Source organism: Mammaliicoccus sp. JADD-157, assembly GCF_049310805.1.
GTDB lineage: Bacteria > Bacillota > Bacilli > Staphylococcales > Staphylococcaceae > Mammaliicoccus > Mammaliicoccus lentus.
On sequence record NZ_JBMOVZ010000001.1, the window covers coordinates 426,903 to 443,691 of the forward strand.

A 16,789-nucleotide genomic window follows, 5' to 3' on the forward strand; every position below is an offset into this window, starting at 1 on the left:
GTGAATAAAACAACTTTAACATCACTTTTTAGATTTACAGGCTATTTAGAAGGCGGTTCGTTGTTATTATTAATATTAATAGCGATGCCAATTAAATATATGTTAGATATTCCAACTGTAGTCTCTGTTATAGGTATGTTACATGGCGTTTTATTTTCTTTATATCTCATTATGATTTTAATAATGACGACCATAGTGCGCATTCATATAAAATGGCCAATAGTAGCTTTAATTTCAGCATTTATTCCTTTTGGTACTTTTATATTTGATCGCTTCTTTATTAACAGTAAGACTTACGATAATATAATAAAATAATTTTTAAAAGAGTCTGGGACATAATTAACTGTTCCAGACTCTTTTTTGTATTCTATTTTCTTTAATCTTTTTCTTCGTGTAGAATAATAATATAAGATGGATTAAGAGAGGAACCATAGGTATGAGAATTAATAAATTTTTAAGTGAAGCGGGTGTCTGTTCACGTCGTGGAGCAGATAAATGGATAGATGATAAACGTGTAAAGATAAATGATGAGTTAGCAACTTTAGGCTCACAAGTGGAAGATTCTGATGTCGTAAAAGTTGATAATAAAGTTATAACGATTGATAAAGGTTATGTATATATTGCTTTGAATAAACCGAGAGGCATTACTTCAACTACAGAAAAGCATATTAAAGGCAATGTAGTAGATTATGTGAACCACCCAGAAAGAATATTTCATATCGGTAGATTAGATAAAGATTCAGAAGGCTTATTGTTGCTTACTAGCGATGGCGATATTGTAAATGAAATATTGCGTAGTGAAAACCATCATGAAAAAGAATATGTCGTGACAGTTGATAAACCTATCACGAAAGAATTTATTAAAAACATGTCTAATGGTGTTGTTATATTAAATCAAAAGACATTGCCGGCGAAATTAGAACAACTCAATGATAGAACTTTTAAAATTATTTTAACGCAAGGTTTAAATCGTCAAATTAGAAGAATGTGTGAAACATTAGGCTATAATGTTAAGAAACTAAAACGTATACGTATAATGAACATTAAGTTAGATGGTATCAAATATGGAGAGTGGCGAGATTTAACAGCTGAGGAATTTAATACACTTACTCAAATACTTTCATATGAGCCGAAAAGAGAGCGTATGAAATCTAAATAAAGGGGATTTTAAAATGGTCAAGTTAAATAACAATGTAGAGATTCCAGAATTAGGATTAGGCATTTACAAAATAGAAGATCAAGATGTTGAAAGGGTAGTTCAAACGGCAGTAGATACAGGATACCGTGCAATAGATACAGCTTGGTTCTATAAGAATGAAAAAGCATTAGGAAAAGCATTGAAAAATATAAATGTACCACGTGAAGAATTATTTATTACAACAAAGCTGTGGAATGATTTTCAAGGATATGATAGAACAATAAAAGCATTTGAACAATCAATAGAAAGTTTAGATTTAACATATTTAGATATGTATTTAATTCATTGGCCATGTCCAGAAGATGAATTATTTATAGAAACTTATAAAGCATTAGAACAACTATATAAAGATGGCAAAATTAAAGCTATTGGTGTATGTAATTTTAAAGAACATCATTTAGATGCTTTGTTAGCAGAAGCAGAAATAGTACCAGCTGTTAATCAAATTGAGTTTCACCCTTTATTCAATCAAGATGCATTGCAAGCTTATTGCGAAAGTAAAGGTATAAAAGTTATGGCTTGGAGTCCACTTATGAGGGGCGGAGAATGGTTAAACAATGAAACACTGAAAAGTATTGCCCAACAGTACGATAAAACCGTTGCTCAAGTTATTATTAAATGGCATTTACAACAAGGTAGAATTGTTATACCAAAATCCCAAAATAATAATAGAATAAAAGAGAATTTTGATGTCTTTGATTTTGAATTGAACGCTCAAGACATTCAAAAAATAGACGATTTGAATATTAATGAAAGACAATTTAGAGATCCAGACGAAGTTAAAATAGGCGATATGTAATAAATTAACCTTCACAAATTTGTTTGAAATAAGATGTATTTTATATATATCTTTTAGTAGAATGAATATGTGGAGGTGTTTTTATGTTTAAATTTAAAAAACCTAATCAACACGGTGTGTGGTCAATGATTGTACTTCCAATTGCTTTTGGTATTGCTGTTGGAGGGTTCTCATTTTTACACTTATTACTATACTTAGGTGTTTTAGCAGTTTATTTTATGAGTGATCAAGTATTTTTCTATTTAAAGAAGAGAAAAAAGCAGAATGGGTATTTGTATACAGCAGGCATTTTCTTTATTGTTGTACTTATTTCGTTTATTCCTATCGTGATTTTACGACCTGAAACATTTTACATATTTTTACTTATGATACCATTGTCACTAGTTAATGCTTATTTCGCTAAAAAGAAAAATGAAAGAGCATTTACAAATGATTTAATAGCTGTAATAATATTTTGTCTATTTGGTATAATTAGTACGTTGTTAAATCAATCATTATTAGATGTAAACAAATGGTTTACTGTCTTTATTATTAGTTTTCTATATTTCTTTGGTACCATTTTATATGTTAAAACGATGATTAGAGAGAAAAAATCTCAAAAGTATAAATGGAGCTCATGGCTTTATCATGTGTTTATTGTATTAATTGGATTATTAATACATCCAATTGTCATGGTTATGTATATACCAAGTTTAGTAAGAGCTATTGTTCTTTATGGACGCAAAATTAAAATTATGCACGTGGGGATGATTGAAATAGCTAATTCAGTGTTTGTGCTAATCATGGGATCTATATATTTACATTAAGATATATTATGAGCATAAAATAAAAAATCACTGTGCCATTAGACAAATCTAATAGCACAGTGGTTTTTTATTTTTTTCTTTATTTCAGAATTTCAATTATTTTCTAACCGCTTTTAAGATAAATGATAATACTAAGATTAATATGATAGAGCCAATAAGAGCTGGAATAATTGCTACGCCGCCCCATACTGGGCCTATTTCTCCTAAAATTTTACCACCGATAGCTGAACCAATTAGACCAGCTATGATGTTACCAATGATACCACCTGGGATATCTTTACCTAAAATTACTCCGGCTAGCCAACCGATTAAACCGCCTACGATTAACATAACTATAAAACTCAACATAGTATGTGCCTCCTTATATGTTTCTTGCTTACTTTCTATATTTACCCATTAATTTTCAGCTGAAACATAGTTCGTTGTTTTGAATAGTTTTTGCCATAAAATAAAGAAAATATAAATAAGAAATACAGGAACGAGTAAAAACCAATGAGGCGTTAGAACTATCATACATATATATGAAACGATTGTAACGATTTCACCTACTAATCTTGGATGAATAAAGTATTTATATATACCTTTTTGGTAAGTCTTCGCGAGACGTCTTCCATTTAATTCAGTTGGTTCGGTGAATAACGAAAGATAAGCAATTATTTGACCGAAGATAAATAAACTTACGCCAAAGTAAGGTAGTGATTGATAAATTGATTCGTCACTGTCTAAAAATACAATATTTAAAGACATACTAAAAATAATAATTATTATATAAAGAACGAAAAATTGATTTTGAATATAATTTGGTACGTATCTAATCTGAATCCATGTATGTAAAAATGCCCATATAAGTAACATAGCTGTTACAGTAATCGTGATGAAATTGATTTCTTTAATGATTATAAAAGATACTAATCCATTCAAAGCAATTGTTATAGAAATAGCATAATGGTCGATGTGCTGTTTCTTATTCATTACTACAAAGTTATATGACATTAAGACGATACAGAGAATGATATTAATCATAACGAGGATTGCCATGTCTGTCTCCTGCCTTAAAATAGTCTCATCTTCGAATTATATCAATTTCTATTCATTTAATCACGAAATATAGTATGACAATTAAAATTCAATTACGATTTGACAAAAATATGAAAATTATAATAAGATAAATTTACGCTACTTTGTAATACAAAATAGCTATAAAAGATTAGAGGTTATAAACATGTCAATTCAAACACAAATGAGAAAAGGTCTATTAGATGCATGTATATTATCGATCATCCAATCACAGCCCGTATATGGCTATGAATTATCTAAGAAATTGAATGATTTTCAATTCACAGAAGTTTCTGAAGGTACGATTTATCCCATTCTTTTAAGGTTGTTAAACAAGGAATTTATTTATAGTGAAGTTAGACCGAGCGAACAAGGACCAAAGAGAAAATATTATTTCATTACAGAAAAAGGTGAAGAAGAGCTAGAAATAGTTACAGGAGAATGGAATAAAATTAAAGGACCAATCGATGAACTATTAACGAGGAGTGTAGATTATGACGCAAACAACGAAACAACTGATTGATTTGAACAATAAAAAGCGTGAACAATTAAATGAAGAAGATTTAGAAGTTTATGAAGATTTTTTATTATATGTGCGAACAGATTTAAGAGTAAGTGAACACGAGACAGAAGTAATATTAAATGATGTATTAGATCACTTACTAGAAGCGACATCTAACGATAGATCAGCTATTGAATTCTTTGGTCATGACGTGAAAGGTCATGCAGATGAAATTTTAGAGGAATTACCTAATGAATCTAACAAAGCGATTATGAATATGGTTGTGATGGGAATGGTTTATTTCTATAGTATATACTTCATAACCTCAGGAATAGCGGGTATTTTTGCAGATTATAAAACATCACTATTATCGCTAATATCAATGTTAATAATAGTACCTATTGCGGGATTCTTTATCGTAAAAGCTTTATTTCGTATTATTCAAAAATATATTTTTGATAAATCTAAGTATAAAATGTTAAAAGAAAGCTTATATGGTGGAATTATAGTAGGGATAATACCAGCTATTATAATTATAGGACCAAATATAGCATTTGGAGATATGACTAAAGTATACATACCTTGGTGGTTATATATTATAGTGGGTATCGCAATTTATGGGATTTATAAACTGATTGGATCTAATAAAAAAGAGGGAGTGGGACAGAAATCTCATTTTAATAAATAGATTTCGTAGTCCACCCCGGCAAGAATGACTAGGGTTGGAAAAAGCTTGATATAAGCGCATTTTCAATCCAGTCAGCTACTGACATTATAATAAAAGAGGCTGAGACATGTATTTATGTCCCAGCCTCTTTATTTTGTATTGGCAGTGAATGGAGACTTCTGGCTATACGCCTTTTTTATTGCTCCATAGTAATGTGTGCAATTGTGGCAATACATATATATCGTTTAGTGTATCGTTCATGACTTTATCTATAAGTTCTTCGTATTTACTTAGTAATTTCTCTGTGTGATTTGAAACACTATCATCTAAATAAGGGTTTCCAACTTGTAAATAAAACGGAATGTCCGGGTATCGAGCGTGAATATCTTTAGCAAATTTATAATCTTCATCATCGAATATGACAACTTTTAAAGATAAACTCTCTTTAGTACATTTTGAAATCACGTCATCTAAAATAGGTAGACTTGGTTTCATACCAGAGCTTGGTGGTTTAGGGCTAATTGTTAAGTCGTCTATATCCACCATCCATTCTTGAAATTTAGAACCTTGTGTTTCTAGCGCAGTTTGAATCTTTCTTTCTTTAAATGCTTCAACAAGAGGGCCGATATTTTTAATTAAAGCTGGATTACCACCAGAAATAGTGACATGTTGATATTGATTAGGAGCAAGTAGATCTAGTTCTGAAAGGATTTGTTCAGGTTCTAGTAGTCGAATATCGTCTTTAGCAGAACCATCCCAAGTAAAGCTTGAATCACACCAACTACATCTATAATCACAACCACTTGTTCTAACAAACATGGTTTTTCTTCCAATAACCGAGCCTTCTCCTTGTATAGTCGGACCAAATATTTCAAGTACAGGAATTTTAGGCATTATTTTCACCCTGTTTCACAGGACGATAAACGACATAACTTGTTGGTGTCTCTCTAACAAATACTTGTACACATTTAGGTTTATTATCACGATTATCTAATGATTCTTGTACAATATTATATATTGTTTGAGCAACTTGCTCTGTTGAAGGGCTGTTGTCTTTAAACTCTTCGAAATCATTTAATAAACGATGGTCATATCTCTTGTGTATAAGTGATTTTAATTCACTGAAATTCACTAAAAATCCCATTTTGTCCAATTCATCGCCAGCGATTGTTAAATTAATGAAATATGTATGCCCATGAACATTATGGCATTTTCCAGCTTCTTCATAAGGGATGTAATGAGCACTAGAAAAATTAAAATCTTTATTCAGTTCAAAAGCATATGGATGCTGAACGCTAGGGTATATTTGTTGTAACATTATAGACTTCCTTTCAATTCAAGATACTGTGATAAACCTTGATTTCTTAATATGCATGCTGGACATTCGCCACATCCGTCAGCAATAACACCGTTATAACAAGTTAAAGTACGTTCACGAACATAATCAAGTGCGCCTAATTCATCACTCAATGCCCATGTTTCTTGCTTGTTAAGCCACATAAGAGGTGTATGTATAACAAAGTCTTTATCCATTGATAAATTAAGAGATAAGTTCATAGATTTAATAAAACTATCTCTACAATCTGGATAACCGCTAAAGTCTGTTTCACAAACGCCAGTGATGATATGTTTAGCACCGATTTGGTAAGCAAGTGCACCAGCAAATGATAAGAATAATAAATTTCTAGCTGGTACGAAAGTGTTTGGTATACCATCTTCATTATTTTCGATTTCCATATTGTGATCTGTTAAAGCGTTTGGAGATAATTGTGAAAGTAGTGACATGTCCAGAATATGATGTTTCAAACCTTGTTCTTTAGCAATATTTTCTGCTACTTCTATTTCTAAATCATGTCTTTGTCCGTATTGAAAAGTAACGAGTTCTACTTCTTTAAAATTTTCTTTCGCATAAAACATACATGTCGTACTGTCTTGACCACCGCTAAAAACGACAAGTGCTTTATCATTTTTTAATGTTTCTGACATAATCTTTCTCCTTTAAAAAGGCATAAAAAAAGCCTGCCTTCTATAAAAAAGGTAGACGAAGTGTCTAGTTTTTTATAGAGGGTATGAGCTAGGAACCTCTTAGTTTATTGAATATACAAATGATAATACAATCAAATTGTAAAAGCAAGTTTATGATATGGTATGATAGGTCTGAAAAGAATAAACAAAGTGAAGGTATTTTTATGATTATTATGATAGACAACCATGATTCTTTTACATACAACATTATCGAATATTTAAAAATTATTACTATTAATGAAGAAATTAGAATTTATAAAAATGAAGATATCAATATAGATATGCTTAATAGTTTGAACCCTAAAGCTGTTATTGTTTCACCAGGTCCGGGACACCCTAACGATTATCCAAAGCTGATGAAAAATTTGTATCAAATACATAAACACATACCTATTTTAGGTGTTTGCTTAGGGTTTCAGTTATTAATAGCTACGTTTAATGGAAAAATAGTAAACGGTCAAAAGCCTATTCATGGTCATGTTGCTGCTATTAAACATGATGGTAAAGGAATATACCAAAACTTACCGTCTTCATTTAATGTAACGAGGTATCATTCATTAATAGCAGATGATACTTGTATTCCAGATGAATTTATTATTTCAGCATGGACGGTTGAGGGGAATATTCCGATGGCAATAAGACACAAAAGCTTACCAATTGAAGCGGTTCAATATCATCCTGAATCTATTTTGAGCGAATTTGGCAAAGAGCAAATTGCAAATTTTCTTACGAAGGTAGGTGTTGAAGTTGAAAGCACATATACAATTTAAATATATCAATGATAAAGATAATATAGAAAAATTAAATTTAAAGTTTGAAAAACCTATTTATTATATGGTTGCTAATACTATCGAAGAGGTCGAAAAATTAATAAATAAAGCAGAGTATTATCAGAGTAGTGGTTATTATGTAGTCTTAAGTTTACCTTATGAAAGTGCGCCAGCTTTCGATAAAGCATTGCAGGTATATAATGATCAAGAAAACTACGGATCGTTACAAGTTTATAAAAGTCCTATTAATCAATTTGAAAATGAGTCTGCTTATGAAACATCTTTAAAAAATATAAATTGGCACCCAGTTGATAGTGAAGAAACGATACAATCTAATGTACATTTCATACATAATGAAATTATTAAAGGAAACACTTATCAAGTAAACTATACGACGCGTTTAATAGGAAACCGTATAAAAAAACCTTATCATTATTTTAAATTATTAACTTATGAATCAAATGGTGATTATCAAGCATATATCGAGAACAATAATGAAAGCATTATTTCGGTATCACCCGAACTATTCTTCCAAACTGGTCCATATCGTAATAAAAATAATTGCATTGTTACGAAACCAATGAAAGGTACAATTGCTAGAGGACAAAATAACGAAGAAGATAAAATTAATTTCGATGTTCTTAATCAATCTAATAAAGATAAAGCTGAGAATGTTATGATTGTGGATTTATTAAGAAATGATTTAAGTAAAATTTCTAAAACAGGTACAGTAAAAACAACCGATTTATTTATGATTGAGAAATATAAGACCGTATATCAAATGACGAGTACGATTTATAGCGAAATTTCCTCTAATCAAAGTTTATATCATATATTACAAGCTTTATTCCCGTGTGGATCTATAACTGGCGCTCCTAAAGAATCAACTATGAAAATTATTCATGAACTTGAAACATTACCGAGAGGTGTTTATTGTGGAACAATCGGTTTAATGTTACCTGATGGTAGAAATATTTTTAATGTTCCAATTCGTACAATACAAAACAAGAAAGATAAATCCATCTACGGTGTTGGGGCGGGTATAACAATTGATTCAAATCCTCACGCAGAAATAAAAGAATTTAAAATGAAAACAAAAATACTAGATAATCCAAATGTTCATTTAATAGAAACTATACGTATTGAAAATGGAAAAGTAAGCAGGCGTAAAGAACATACTCGAAGAATTGAAAAAAGCGCTGCTGAATTGAATATCCCTTTTAACTGTAATCAATGGGATGATGTACTGGATACCGCTTTAGAAAATCACTCAAATGGTACATATAAGTTAAGGATTGAATTGGACCGCTTAGGAGATTTTCAAGTGGAAATAAATGAATTGAGTAATACTAATAAACCATTTACAGCGCAATTAATGCTTGCTAAAGAAGTTCCGACGTTATATACAATCAATAAGACTTCTGCGCGAAAACATTTTGAACACTCACATGAAACGAATGTTGTATTATATTATAATGAAGAGAATCAAATAACCGAGTTTGATATTGGAAATGTCGTTATTTTTGAAGATGGTGATTATTTCACACCACCATTTAGTAATCAAATTTTAAATGGATGTATGAGACAATCTTTACTAAGAGATGAGATAATAAAAGAACGAATTATAAATAAGGATATGTTATTAGATGGTATTAAAAATCGTAAAATTAAACTGTTTATGATTAATAGTTTGAGAGAATGGATAGAGATAGATTTAAAATTTTGATGGCAATCTATGATGACAAATAGTAAAATAGATACCATCTTATAAGGACGGGTGAAAATAAATGTTCTTAGCATTATTATATTTAATAATTATCGTTTTAGTTGTTTTTTACATGAAGAATATTGTGTTAACACATTTGAGAAGAAACAATAATAAGAAGAGTTTTGCTTTTCTATATATAGGATTTGCGATATCAATATTATTTGTAGGTTTATTTGTTAATCAAATTACGTCTGTTTTTATAGACTTAACAGATGTGTTTTATCGCAAGTAATGGTACATGATATAGCGAAACAGAATGAGGTGTCTTTATATGCGCATATATCCTAAAGGTGATTCTGCTCTAACTGTTATGAGTGATAGAGAACCTTCTAGACAATTAACGCACGAAATAAATGAATTTAGAATGGACATACTAAACAAAAATATGCCATTTATCGATGAGGTTATACCAAGTGAAAATAGTTTAATGGTTGTTTATCACCCATATAATATGATGATGAATCATGATATTTCTCAACCTTTCAATTATATGCATGAATTAATAGAAGGTATAATTAAGAAAAAGAAAGAAGACTTAAAGGATAGAGAAGTTCGTAAGACTGCTGTTGAAATCGATGTGGTTGTAGGCGGGATATATGGGCCTGATTTTGACGGTCTAACTGATTTGTCAGATGAAGAACAAATACAAGTTTTAGAATCAAGAACATACTTTGTTTCTATGATTGGCCACACACCAGGCTGTCCATACTTATCGGGGTTAAGCCACAGATTGCATTCTAAAAATTCGGATTATAAACAATTTATTCCTAAAGGATCTTTATGTATTGAAAGAGATAAGCTTTTTATTACGACTACAGATACTAATGGTAGTTGGCCAGTTATAGGTTGGACAGAAGTTGAAATGTTTGATAGAGAAGAAAGTAAATGTAAATTAAACTTTGGTGACGATGTTGTTTTAAATGTTGTAGATAGAGAAACAATTGAGAGTGGAGGGTATAAACCATGTCACTAATTATGAGAGAACCTGGTCTATACACTTCAATTCAAGATTTAGGTAGACAAAAATTCCAACATATTGGTATCGTGAAAAATGGTTCCATTGATCAACTTAATCATAGATTAGCAAATATGTTAGTAGGTAATGATGAAGATGAAGCATTGTTAGAAATGACTTTTAAAATGCCGAGTATACAATTCACAGAACCAACATTAATTGCAATTACCGGTGCACATTTTCCTGCATATCGTGATGACAAGAAAATATTACCGTATAAAATTCATTTAATGAATAAAGGAGAAGTACTCAGTTTTGAGGATGCTCATAAAGGTACTAGGGTATATCTTGCAATAGCAGGAGGAATAGTGGCTGATGAATGGTTAGGTTCAAAATCTACTAGTATTAGATTAGGAATGGGTGGACATAAAGGACGCTTATTGCAACAAGGCGATGAAATAGAGCTTTTTAGAAATTATTCACCATTACAAAAGAAACTATTCGCCAATTTAGAAGAAACTAAAACGGCAGATTGGGGTGTAGACCAATATACACTTGCTTTAAATTATTTCACGGACATCTTCCATATTATTTCAGGAGAAGGTATGTCACATTTTAAACAAGATGAAATAAAAAATCTAGAAAATAGAGTGTATAAGGTATCCAATCGTTTTAATAGAACAGGGTTAACGTTAGAGGGAGAATCAATCGTTAATAGAGAAATTAACGATCAATCATTCTTAAGCGTTAAAAAAGGTACAGTTTTATTAAATGAAGAAAATCAACTCGTTATTATGTTGAATGATCATCAATCATTATCAAGCTACCCTCAACTAGGGACTATTGCCTCATATCACATAGATAAACTTGCACAGAAAAAACAAGGTTCAAAAATAATCTTTAAGACATTAAGTATTGAAGAAGCTGAAAAAAATATGAAAAAACACGCACAATTTGTAAAACAAATAAAGACAGGCATAAAATATAAATTACAAGAAGAAATGCAAAAACAAATCGAAACATAAAATGTGACGGTTATATGTACTTTTACACATTTTTTGTGGTAGATATAGGTTTTTAGTTGAATTTTTTTGTAAAGTAGTATAAATTATAATACTGAACATCTATTAATATTACAAGAATATTACAACGGTCAATAATTTGTAATGAATTTATAAAGGAAATTGATGTGAGTTGAGATACGGAGGAAAGGTATGAAATCAAAAAATAGGAAGATAGGCGTCTTTACGTTCTTCTTGCTAACCGTTTTAGCGATTGCGTTGAAGACTTATTTTGCCTATTATGTGGACTTGTCACTTGGGGTAAAGGGACTAGTACAAAATTTAATACTATTAATGAACCCATATAGCTTAGTTGCATTAATATTAAGTGTGTTTTTATTCTTTAAAGGGCGTAAATCTTATTGGTTTATTTTTATAGGAGGATTTATACTAACATTCCTGTTATATGCGAATGTTGTGTACTTTAGATTCTTCTCTGACTTTTTAACATTTAGTACATTGAACCAAGTAAGTAACGTTGAATCTATGTCTGGTGCTGTATATAGCTCATTCTCATGGTACGACTTTATTTACTTCACTGATACGATTATATTCTTATTTGTTCTTGTATTTAAGAGTAAGTGGCTTAATACAAAAGCATTCCCTAAGAAGTTCGTTCCAGTAGTTATGGGCGTTGCGGTAGCATTAGCATTTTTAAATTTGGCTTTTGCTGAAGCTGATAGACCAGAATTACTTACTAGAACATTCGATCATAAATATTTAGTTAAATATTTAGGTCCATATAATTTTACAGTATATGATGGTGTTAAAACAGTTCAAAATAACTCTCAAAAAGCGTTAGCTAGTGAAGATGATCTAACTGAAGTTAAAAATTATGCTAAGCAGAAATATCAAAAACCTAGTAAAGAAACATTTGGTATAGCCAAAGATAAAAACGTCATTAAAATTCATTTAGAAAGTTTCCAATCATTCTTAATTGATTTTAAAGTTAATGGGGAAGAAGTTACACCATTCTTGAACTCACTTGCTAAAGGTGATAAAGGATATAAATATTATCCAAACTTTTTCCATCAAACTGGACAAGGTAAGACTGCCGATTCAGAGTTAACGATGGATAATAGTATTTACGGGCTTCCGCAAGGTTCAGCTTTCTCATTAAAAGGAGATAACACTTATCAATCTCTACCAGCGATTTTAAACCAGAAACAAGGTTATGAAACATCTGTGATGCACGGTGACTACAAAACATTCTGGAACAGAGATCAAGTGTATAAACATTTTGGTGTTGATAAGTTTTATGATGCAACGTATTACGATATGAAACAAGAGAATCAAGAAAACTTAGGTCTCAAAGATAAAGTGTTCTTCGACGAGTCGATTGCACATCTTAAAGAGCAGAAAGAACCATTCTACTCTCATTTAATTACGTTAACAAACCATTATCCGTTTACATTAAGTAAAGAAGATGCAACTATTGAAAAACCAAACACAGGTAGTGCGACGCTTGATGGTTACGTTCAAACAGCACGTTATTTAGATGAGTCGTTAGAAGAATTTGTGAATCAACTTAAAAAAGAAGGTCTTTATGATGACTCTGTTATCATGATTTATGGTGACCATTATGGTATCTCTGAGAACCATAATAAAGCCATGGCAAACCTATTAGGTGAAGATGAAATTACACCTGCTAAATTTATGGACTTAAATAGAACACCGTTCTTTATGAAAGTTCCTGGATTAGAAGGTGGAGTTGATGAAACTTATGGTGGCCAAGTAGACGTTATGCCTACATTACTAGATGTATTAGGCATTGACGCTAGTAACTACATCATGTTTGGTACAGACTTATTATCAAAAGGTCACGATGAAACAGTAGCATTTAGAAATGGTGACTTCATTACACCTGAGTATAAATCAATAGGTAGCGCAGTTTATGATAATAAGACTAACAAACCGATGAAGACTAAACCGCAAGACTTACAAAAAAATAAAAATAAAGTAGAAAAAGAACTTGAATTGTCAGATCAGTTATTACATGGTGACTTATTCAGATTCTATGACAATCCAGACTTCAAGAAAATAAAACCATCAAGCTATGAATATAAATCTGGCAATGGCTATCAAGAAGAATAAGAAAGAGCTTGGGACATAAATTCTAACTCAAAATAAAAAAGCATGTCACTTTACTAATAATTTAGTTAAAAAGTGATATGCTTTTTTCTATTACAAATTTATACAAAAAATAAAAAGGGAGTGGGACAGAAATCTCATTTTAATAAATAGATTTCGTAGTCCCACCCCGGCAAGGATGACTAGGGTTGGAAAAAGCTTGATATAAGCGCATTTTCAATCCAGTCAGCTACTGCCATTATAATAAAAGAGGCTGAGACATGTATTTATGTCCCAGCCTTTTTTTATTGTTCAATTTGCTGTTTATCCTAATGCAACATCTAATATCATCATAATCGTAAATCCACCCATTAATCCTAATGTTGCTAAATCTGTATTATTTCCTGATTGTGATTCTGGTATTAATTCTTCAACGACAACAAATATCATCGCACCTGCTGCAAAAGCTAATGCATACGGTAATATAGGCGTGGCAAGAACTACTAATAATGCGCCTAACATTGCAAATACTGGTTCAACTAGCGCTGAAGCTTGTCCATAGTTAAATGCTTTCCACCTTGAAAGCCCAGAGGCACGTATAGGCATAGATAATGCTGCGCCTTCAGGTATGTTTTGTATACCAATACCAATCGCTAAACCAAGTGCACCTAATAAAGTAGCACCTTCATTACCTGTAGCGACGCCTCCAAAAGCTACACCTATTGCCATACCTTCAGGAATATTGTGTAGAGTGATGGCTAAGAATAATAATGTATTCTTTCCAAGTTTAGTGTCTGGTCCTTCAACTCTTTGGCTCTTATCAGGTGCATTTTGGTGCGCATGTGGAATGACAAAGTCTAATAATCTAATGAAAAATCCACCTAGTAAGAAACCAATTGCAGCTGGTAACCAAGGCATGGCTGAATCTGAACTTTGATCTATAGAAGGTTGTAATAAAGACCAAAAACTAGCAGCTATCATCACACCTGCTGCAAACCCTTGCATTGTATTTATAACTTTTGTATCTATGTTCTTAAATAAATAAACAAATGACGATCCAAAAGCTGTAAGTAGCCAAGTGATAATACCTGCTAATAATGCTTGTAAATATGGTGGAAGCGTTATAAAAAACTCTTGCATTGTTTGTGCTCCTTCGTATCTTTTATTGTAAAAAGAGTGTATAATATATTAATTGAAAACTGAGAAAACTAAAGGATGTTAAAACATGGAAGCATATAAAATTGAACACCTTAATAAACAATATGGTGATAAAGTTATATTTAATGATTTGGATTTATCCATTTCTTATAAAGAACGAATAGGACTTGTTGGCATTAACGGAACTGGTAAGAGTACTTTGCTAAAGGTCATCGCGAATATAGATGATGATTATGATGCAAAGACATCTTACCCTAATCAATATCAAATTGCATATGCTAGCCAAAAACCTGAATTAAATGGAACTTTATCTGTAATAGATGAAGTACTAAATAATGAGACAGAGATGACGAAGGTTATAGCAAATTATGAAAATGCATTGAATAAATATCAACAAACAGGTGAATCTAAAGACCTTGATTTAATGATGGAATATCAATCTCATATGGATAGATTGAACGCCTGGGATTATAGTGCAGAGGTCAAAACAATTTTATCAAAATTAGGTATAAATGACTACCACAAAAAAATATCTGAATTAAGTGGTGGTCAGAAGAAACGTGTAGCATTAGCTAAAGAATTAATACGTAAACCTGATTTACTTTTATTAGATGAACCAACAAATCATTTAGATATAGAAGGTATAGAATGGCTTGTAAATTATATTAAACAATACCCTCATACCATTATGTTCGTTACGCATGATCGTCACTTCTTAAATCAAGTTGCTTCACGTATCGTTGAGTTGTCTAATGGAAAACTGACAAGTTATCCTGGTAATTATGAAGCATATATTCAAGCAAGAGCAGAAAAAGAGGAAATAGAAGCTCAACAACATACAAAGAAAAAAGCGCTATATAGACAAGAATTACATTGGATGAGACAAGGCGCTAAAGCAAGGTCTACTAAACAACAAGCTAGAATACAAAGATTTAATACTCTAGAAGAAGATTTATCTAATAAGAAAACTCAAGGTGAAGCAAGTCTTAACTTAGCTCATTCTCGATTAGGGAAACAAGTATTTGAACTAGAAGACATTACAAAATCTATAGGTGATAAAACACTATTTGAAAACTTCACTACAATCATCCAAAAAGGAGACAGAATAGGTATTGTCGGTGAAAATGGAGTAGGTAAAACGACTTTACTTAACATTATTAGTGGTTTGGATCAGTCATATCAAGGCAACTTAATTACTGGCCAAACTGTTAAAATTGCTTACTTCAAACAACAAGATGATAGTTTGAGTTCTGATGAAAGAATGATTGATTACTTAAGAGCAGAAAGTGAAGTGGCAAAAGAAAAAGATGGTACTGTAGTATCTGTTACGCAGTTACTAGAACGTTTCTTATTCCCTAGTCAAACACATGGTACTCAAATTAATAAACTTTCAGGCGGAGAGCAAAAACGTTTATATTTATTAAAATTATTAGTCCATGAACCAAATGTTCTTATACTAGATGAACCGACTAATGATTTAGATACAGAAACACTTACAATTTTAGAAGCGTATATTACAGAATTTGGTGGAACTGTAATTACAGTTAGTCACGATAGATATTTCTTAAATAAAGTGGCTAATAAATATTGGTATATACATGATAAACAAGTAGAACCATTGTTAGGCACTTTTGAAGATTATTTGGCTTATAAACGTGAGTTAGATAAAAAAGCTAATCAACAACATAAAGCTGAAGTTAAACAAGAAGAGAAACCAAAAGCGAACGCAAGGTTATCATTCAAAGAGAAAAGAGAACTAGAAGAATTAGAAAATAATATAGAATATATCGAAACAAGATTAGAAGAAATAGAACAAGAAATGATAGATAACGCTACAAACTATGAGAAATTAAACGAATTGACTCAAGAAAAGACATCGATTGAAACGCAATATGAAGAGGATTATATGCGTTGGTCATCCTTATCAGACAGATTATAAGCATATAGAGGTGTA

The 16,789-nt window shown here is 31.2% G+C and carries 18 protein-coding genes; 12 read left to right on the forward strand and 6 right to left on the reverse strand.

The genetic code is table 11. The features are described from left to right. From ACO6VN_RS02150 to ACO6VN_RS02165, 4 genes are all read left to right on the forward strand, one after another. On the forward strand, positions 1-315 hold the full coding sequence (locus ACO6VN_RS02150) for a DUF3817 domain-containing protein (RefSeq protein WP_017000968.1): 315 nt from the start codon (positions 1-3) through the stop codon (positions 313-315). Between the two features lie 121 nt (positions 316-436). Continuing rightward, positions 437-1,159: a pseudouridine synthase gene (locus tag ACO6VN_RS02155; RefSeq protein ID WP_194201043.1), complete on the forward strand. Its 723-nt coding sequence runs from the start codon at positions 437-439 to the stop codon at positions 1,157-1,159. A 13-nt stretch (positions 1,160-1,172) separates the two neighbouring features. Next, positions 1,173-1,997: an aldo/keto reductase gene (locus ACO6VN_RS02160; RefSeq protein WP_216683400.1), complete on the forward strand. Its 825-nt coding sequence runs from the start codon at positions 1,173-1,175 to the stop codon at positions 1,995-1,997. Between the two features lie 83 nt (positions 1,998-2,080). Beyond that, positions 2,081-2,803 carry a YwiC-like family protein gene (locus ACO6VN_RS02165; protein ID WP_194201041.1) on the forward strand — a complete coding sequence of 241 codons (723 nt, stop codon included), beginning with the start codon at positions 2,081-2,083 and terminating at the stop codon, positions 2,801-2,803. A 96-nt stretch (positions 2,804-2,899) separates the two neighbouring features. On the opposite strand, the gene ACO6VN_RS02170 is transcribed toward ACO6VN_RS02165, so the two are convergent. Together ACO6VN_RS02170 and ACO6VN_RS02175 are read right to left on the reverse strand one after the other, a co-directional pair. After that, entirely contained in the window at positions 2,900-3,148 is a 249-nt protein-coding gene (locus ACO6VN_RS02170) for a GlsB/YeaQ/YmgE family stress response membrane protein (protein WP_194201147.1), read from the reverse strand. Between the two features lie 51 nt (positions 3,149-3,199). Continuing rightward, a complete protein-coding gene (locus ACO6VN_RS02175; RefSeq protein WP_194201040.1) occupies positions 3,200-3,841 on the reverse strand; it encodes a hypothetical protein in 642 nt (213 codons plus the stop codon). 184 nt (positions 3,842-4,025) lie between these two features. On the opposite strand from ACO6VN_RS02175, the gene ACO6VN_RS02180 reads away from it, so the two are divergent. Continuing rightward, the gene (locus ACO6VN_RS02180) at positions 4,026-4,382 is read left to right on the forward strand and encodes a PadR family transcriptional regulator (RefSeq protein WP_194201039.1); all 357 of its coding nucleotides are present in this window, start codon (positions 4,026-4,028) and stop codon (positions 4,380-4,382) included. After that, positions 4,354-5,049, forward strand: coding sequence for a DUF1129 family protein (locus ACO6VN_RS02185; RefSeq protein ID WP_422404187.1), 696 nt, complete (start codon positions 4,354-4,356; stop codon positions 5,047-5,049). Before ACO6VN_RS02180 ends, ACO6VN_RS02185 begins: the two co-directional genes overlap by 29 nt. A gap of 162 nt (positions 5,050-5,211) precedes the next feature. Here ACO6VN_RS02185 and queE read toward each other — a convergent pair whose 3' ends face one another. Genes queE through queC form a run of 3 tightly spaced genes read right to left on the reverse strand, consistent with a single transcriptional unit; the run spans position 5,212 to position 7,014 of the window. Next, on the reverse strand, positions 5,212-5,922 hold the full coding sequence (gene queE / locus ACO6VN_RS02190; RefSeq protein WP_422404188.1) for a 7-carboxy-7-deazaguanine synthase QueE: 711 nt from the start codon (positions 5,920-5,922) through the stop codon (positions 5,212-5,214). Then, complete coding sequence (gene queD, locus ACO6VN_RS02195; RefSeq protein ID WP_017000384.1) at positions 5,915-6,346, reverse strand: 6-carboxytetrahydropterin synthase QueD; 432 nt, start codon at positions 6,344-6,346, stop codon at positions 5,915-5,917. The genes queE and queD overlap by 8 nt, the downstream gene beginning before the upstream one ends. Continuing rightward, a complete protein-coding gene (queC, locus tag ACO6VN_RS02200) occupies positions 6,346-7,014 on the reverse strand; it encodes a 7-cyano-7-deazaguanine synthase QueC (RefSeq protein ID WP_064210858.1) in 669 nt (222 codons plus the stop codon). The genes queD and queC overlap by 1 nt, the downstream gene beginning before the upstream one ends. Before the next feature lie 203 nt (positions 7,015-7,217). Between queC and ACO6VN_RS02205 the strand changes: the two genes are divergently transcribed. The 5 genes from ACO6VN_RS02205 to ltaS all read left to right on the forward strand — a co-directional run bounded on the left by ACO6VN_RS02205 (position 7,218) and on the right by ltaS (position 13,701). Beyond that, on the forward strand, positions 7,218-7,823 hold the full coding sequence (locus ACO6VN_RS02205; protein WP_422404189.1) for an anthranilate synthase component II: 606 nt from the start codon (positions 7,218-7,220) through the stop codon (positions 7,821-7,823). Next, positions 7,792-9,549: a bifunctional chorismate-binding protein/class IV aminotransferase gene (locus ACO6VN_RS02210; RefSeq protein ID WP_422404190.1), complete on the forward strand. Its 1,758-nt coding sequence runs from the start codon at positions 7,792-7,794 to the stop codon at positions 9,547-9,549. The genes ACO6VN_RS02205 and ACO6VN_RS02210 overlap by 32 nt, the downstream gene beginning before the upstream one ends. Before the next feature lie 313 nt (positions 9,550-9,862). Next, complete coding sequence (locus tag ACO6VN_RS02215; protein ID WP_194201036.1) at positions 9,863-10,564, forward strand: carboxyltransferase domain-containing protein; 702 nt, start codon at positions 9,863-9,865, stop codon at positions 10,562-10,564. Then, positions 10,555-11,571, forward strand: a complete 1,017-nt coding sequence (locus tag ACO6VN_RS02220) for a biotin-dependent carboxyltransferase family protein (RefSeq protein WP_194201035.1) — start codon at positions 10,555-10,557, stop codon at positions 11,569-11,571. Before ACO6VN_RS02215 ends, ACO6VN_RS02220 begins: the two co-directional genes overlap by 10 nt. A gap of 189 nt (positions 11,572-11,760) precedes the next feature. Next, complete coding sequence (ltaS, locus tag ACO6VN_RS02225) at positions 11,761-13,701, forward strand: polyglycerol-phosphate lipoteichoic acid synthase LtaS (protein WP_194201034.1); 1,941 nt, start codon at positions 11,761-11,763, stop codon at positions 13,699-13,701. A 300-nt stretch (positions 13,702-14,001) separates the two neighbouring features. Here the strand turns inward: ltaS and ACO6VN_RS02230 are convergent, their stop codons facing one another. Beyond that, positions 14,002-14,817 carry a ZIP family metal transporter gene (locus tag ACO6VN_RS02230; protein ID WP_194201033.1) on the reverse strand — a complete coding sequence of 272 codons (816 nt, stop codon included), beginning with the start codon at positions 14,815-14,817 and terminating at the stop codon, positions 14,002-14,004. A gap of 85 nt (positions 14,818-14,902) precedes the next feature. Between ACO6VN_RS02230 and ACO6VN_RS02235 the strand changes: the two genes are divergently transcribed. After that, positions 14,903-16,774: an ABC-F family ATP-binding cassette domain-containing protein gene (locus tag ACO6VN_RS02235; RefSeq protein WP_103268629.1), complete on the forward strand. Its 1,872-nt coding sequence runs from the start codon at positions 14,903-14,905 to the stop codon at positions 16,772-16,774. Positions 16,775-16,789 lie beyond the last annotated feature (15 nt).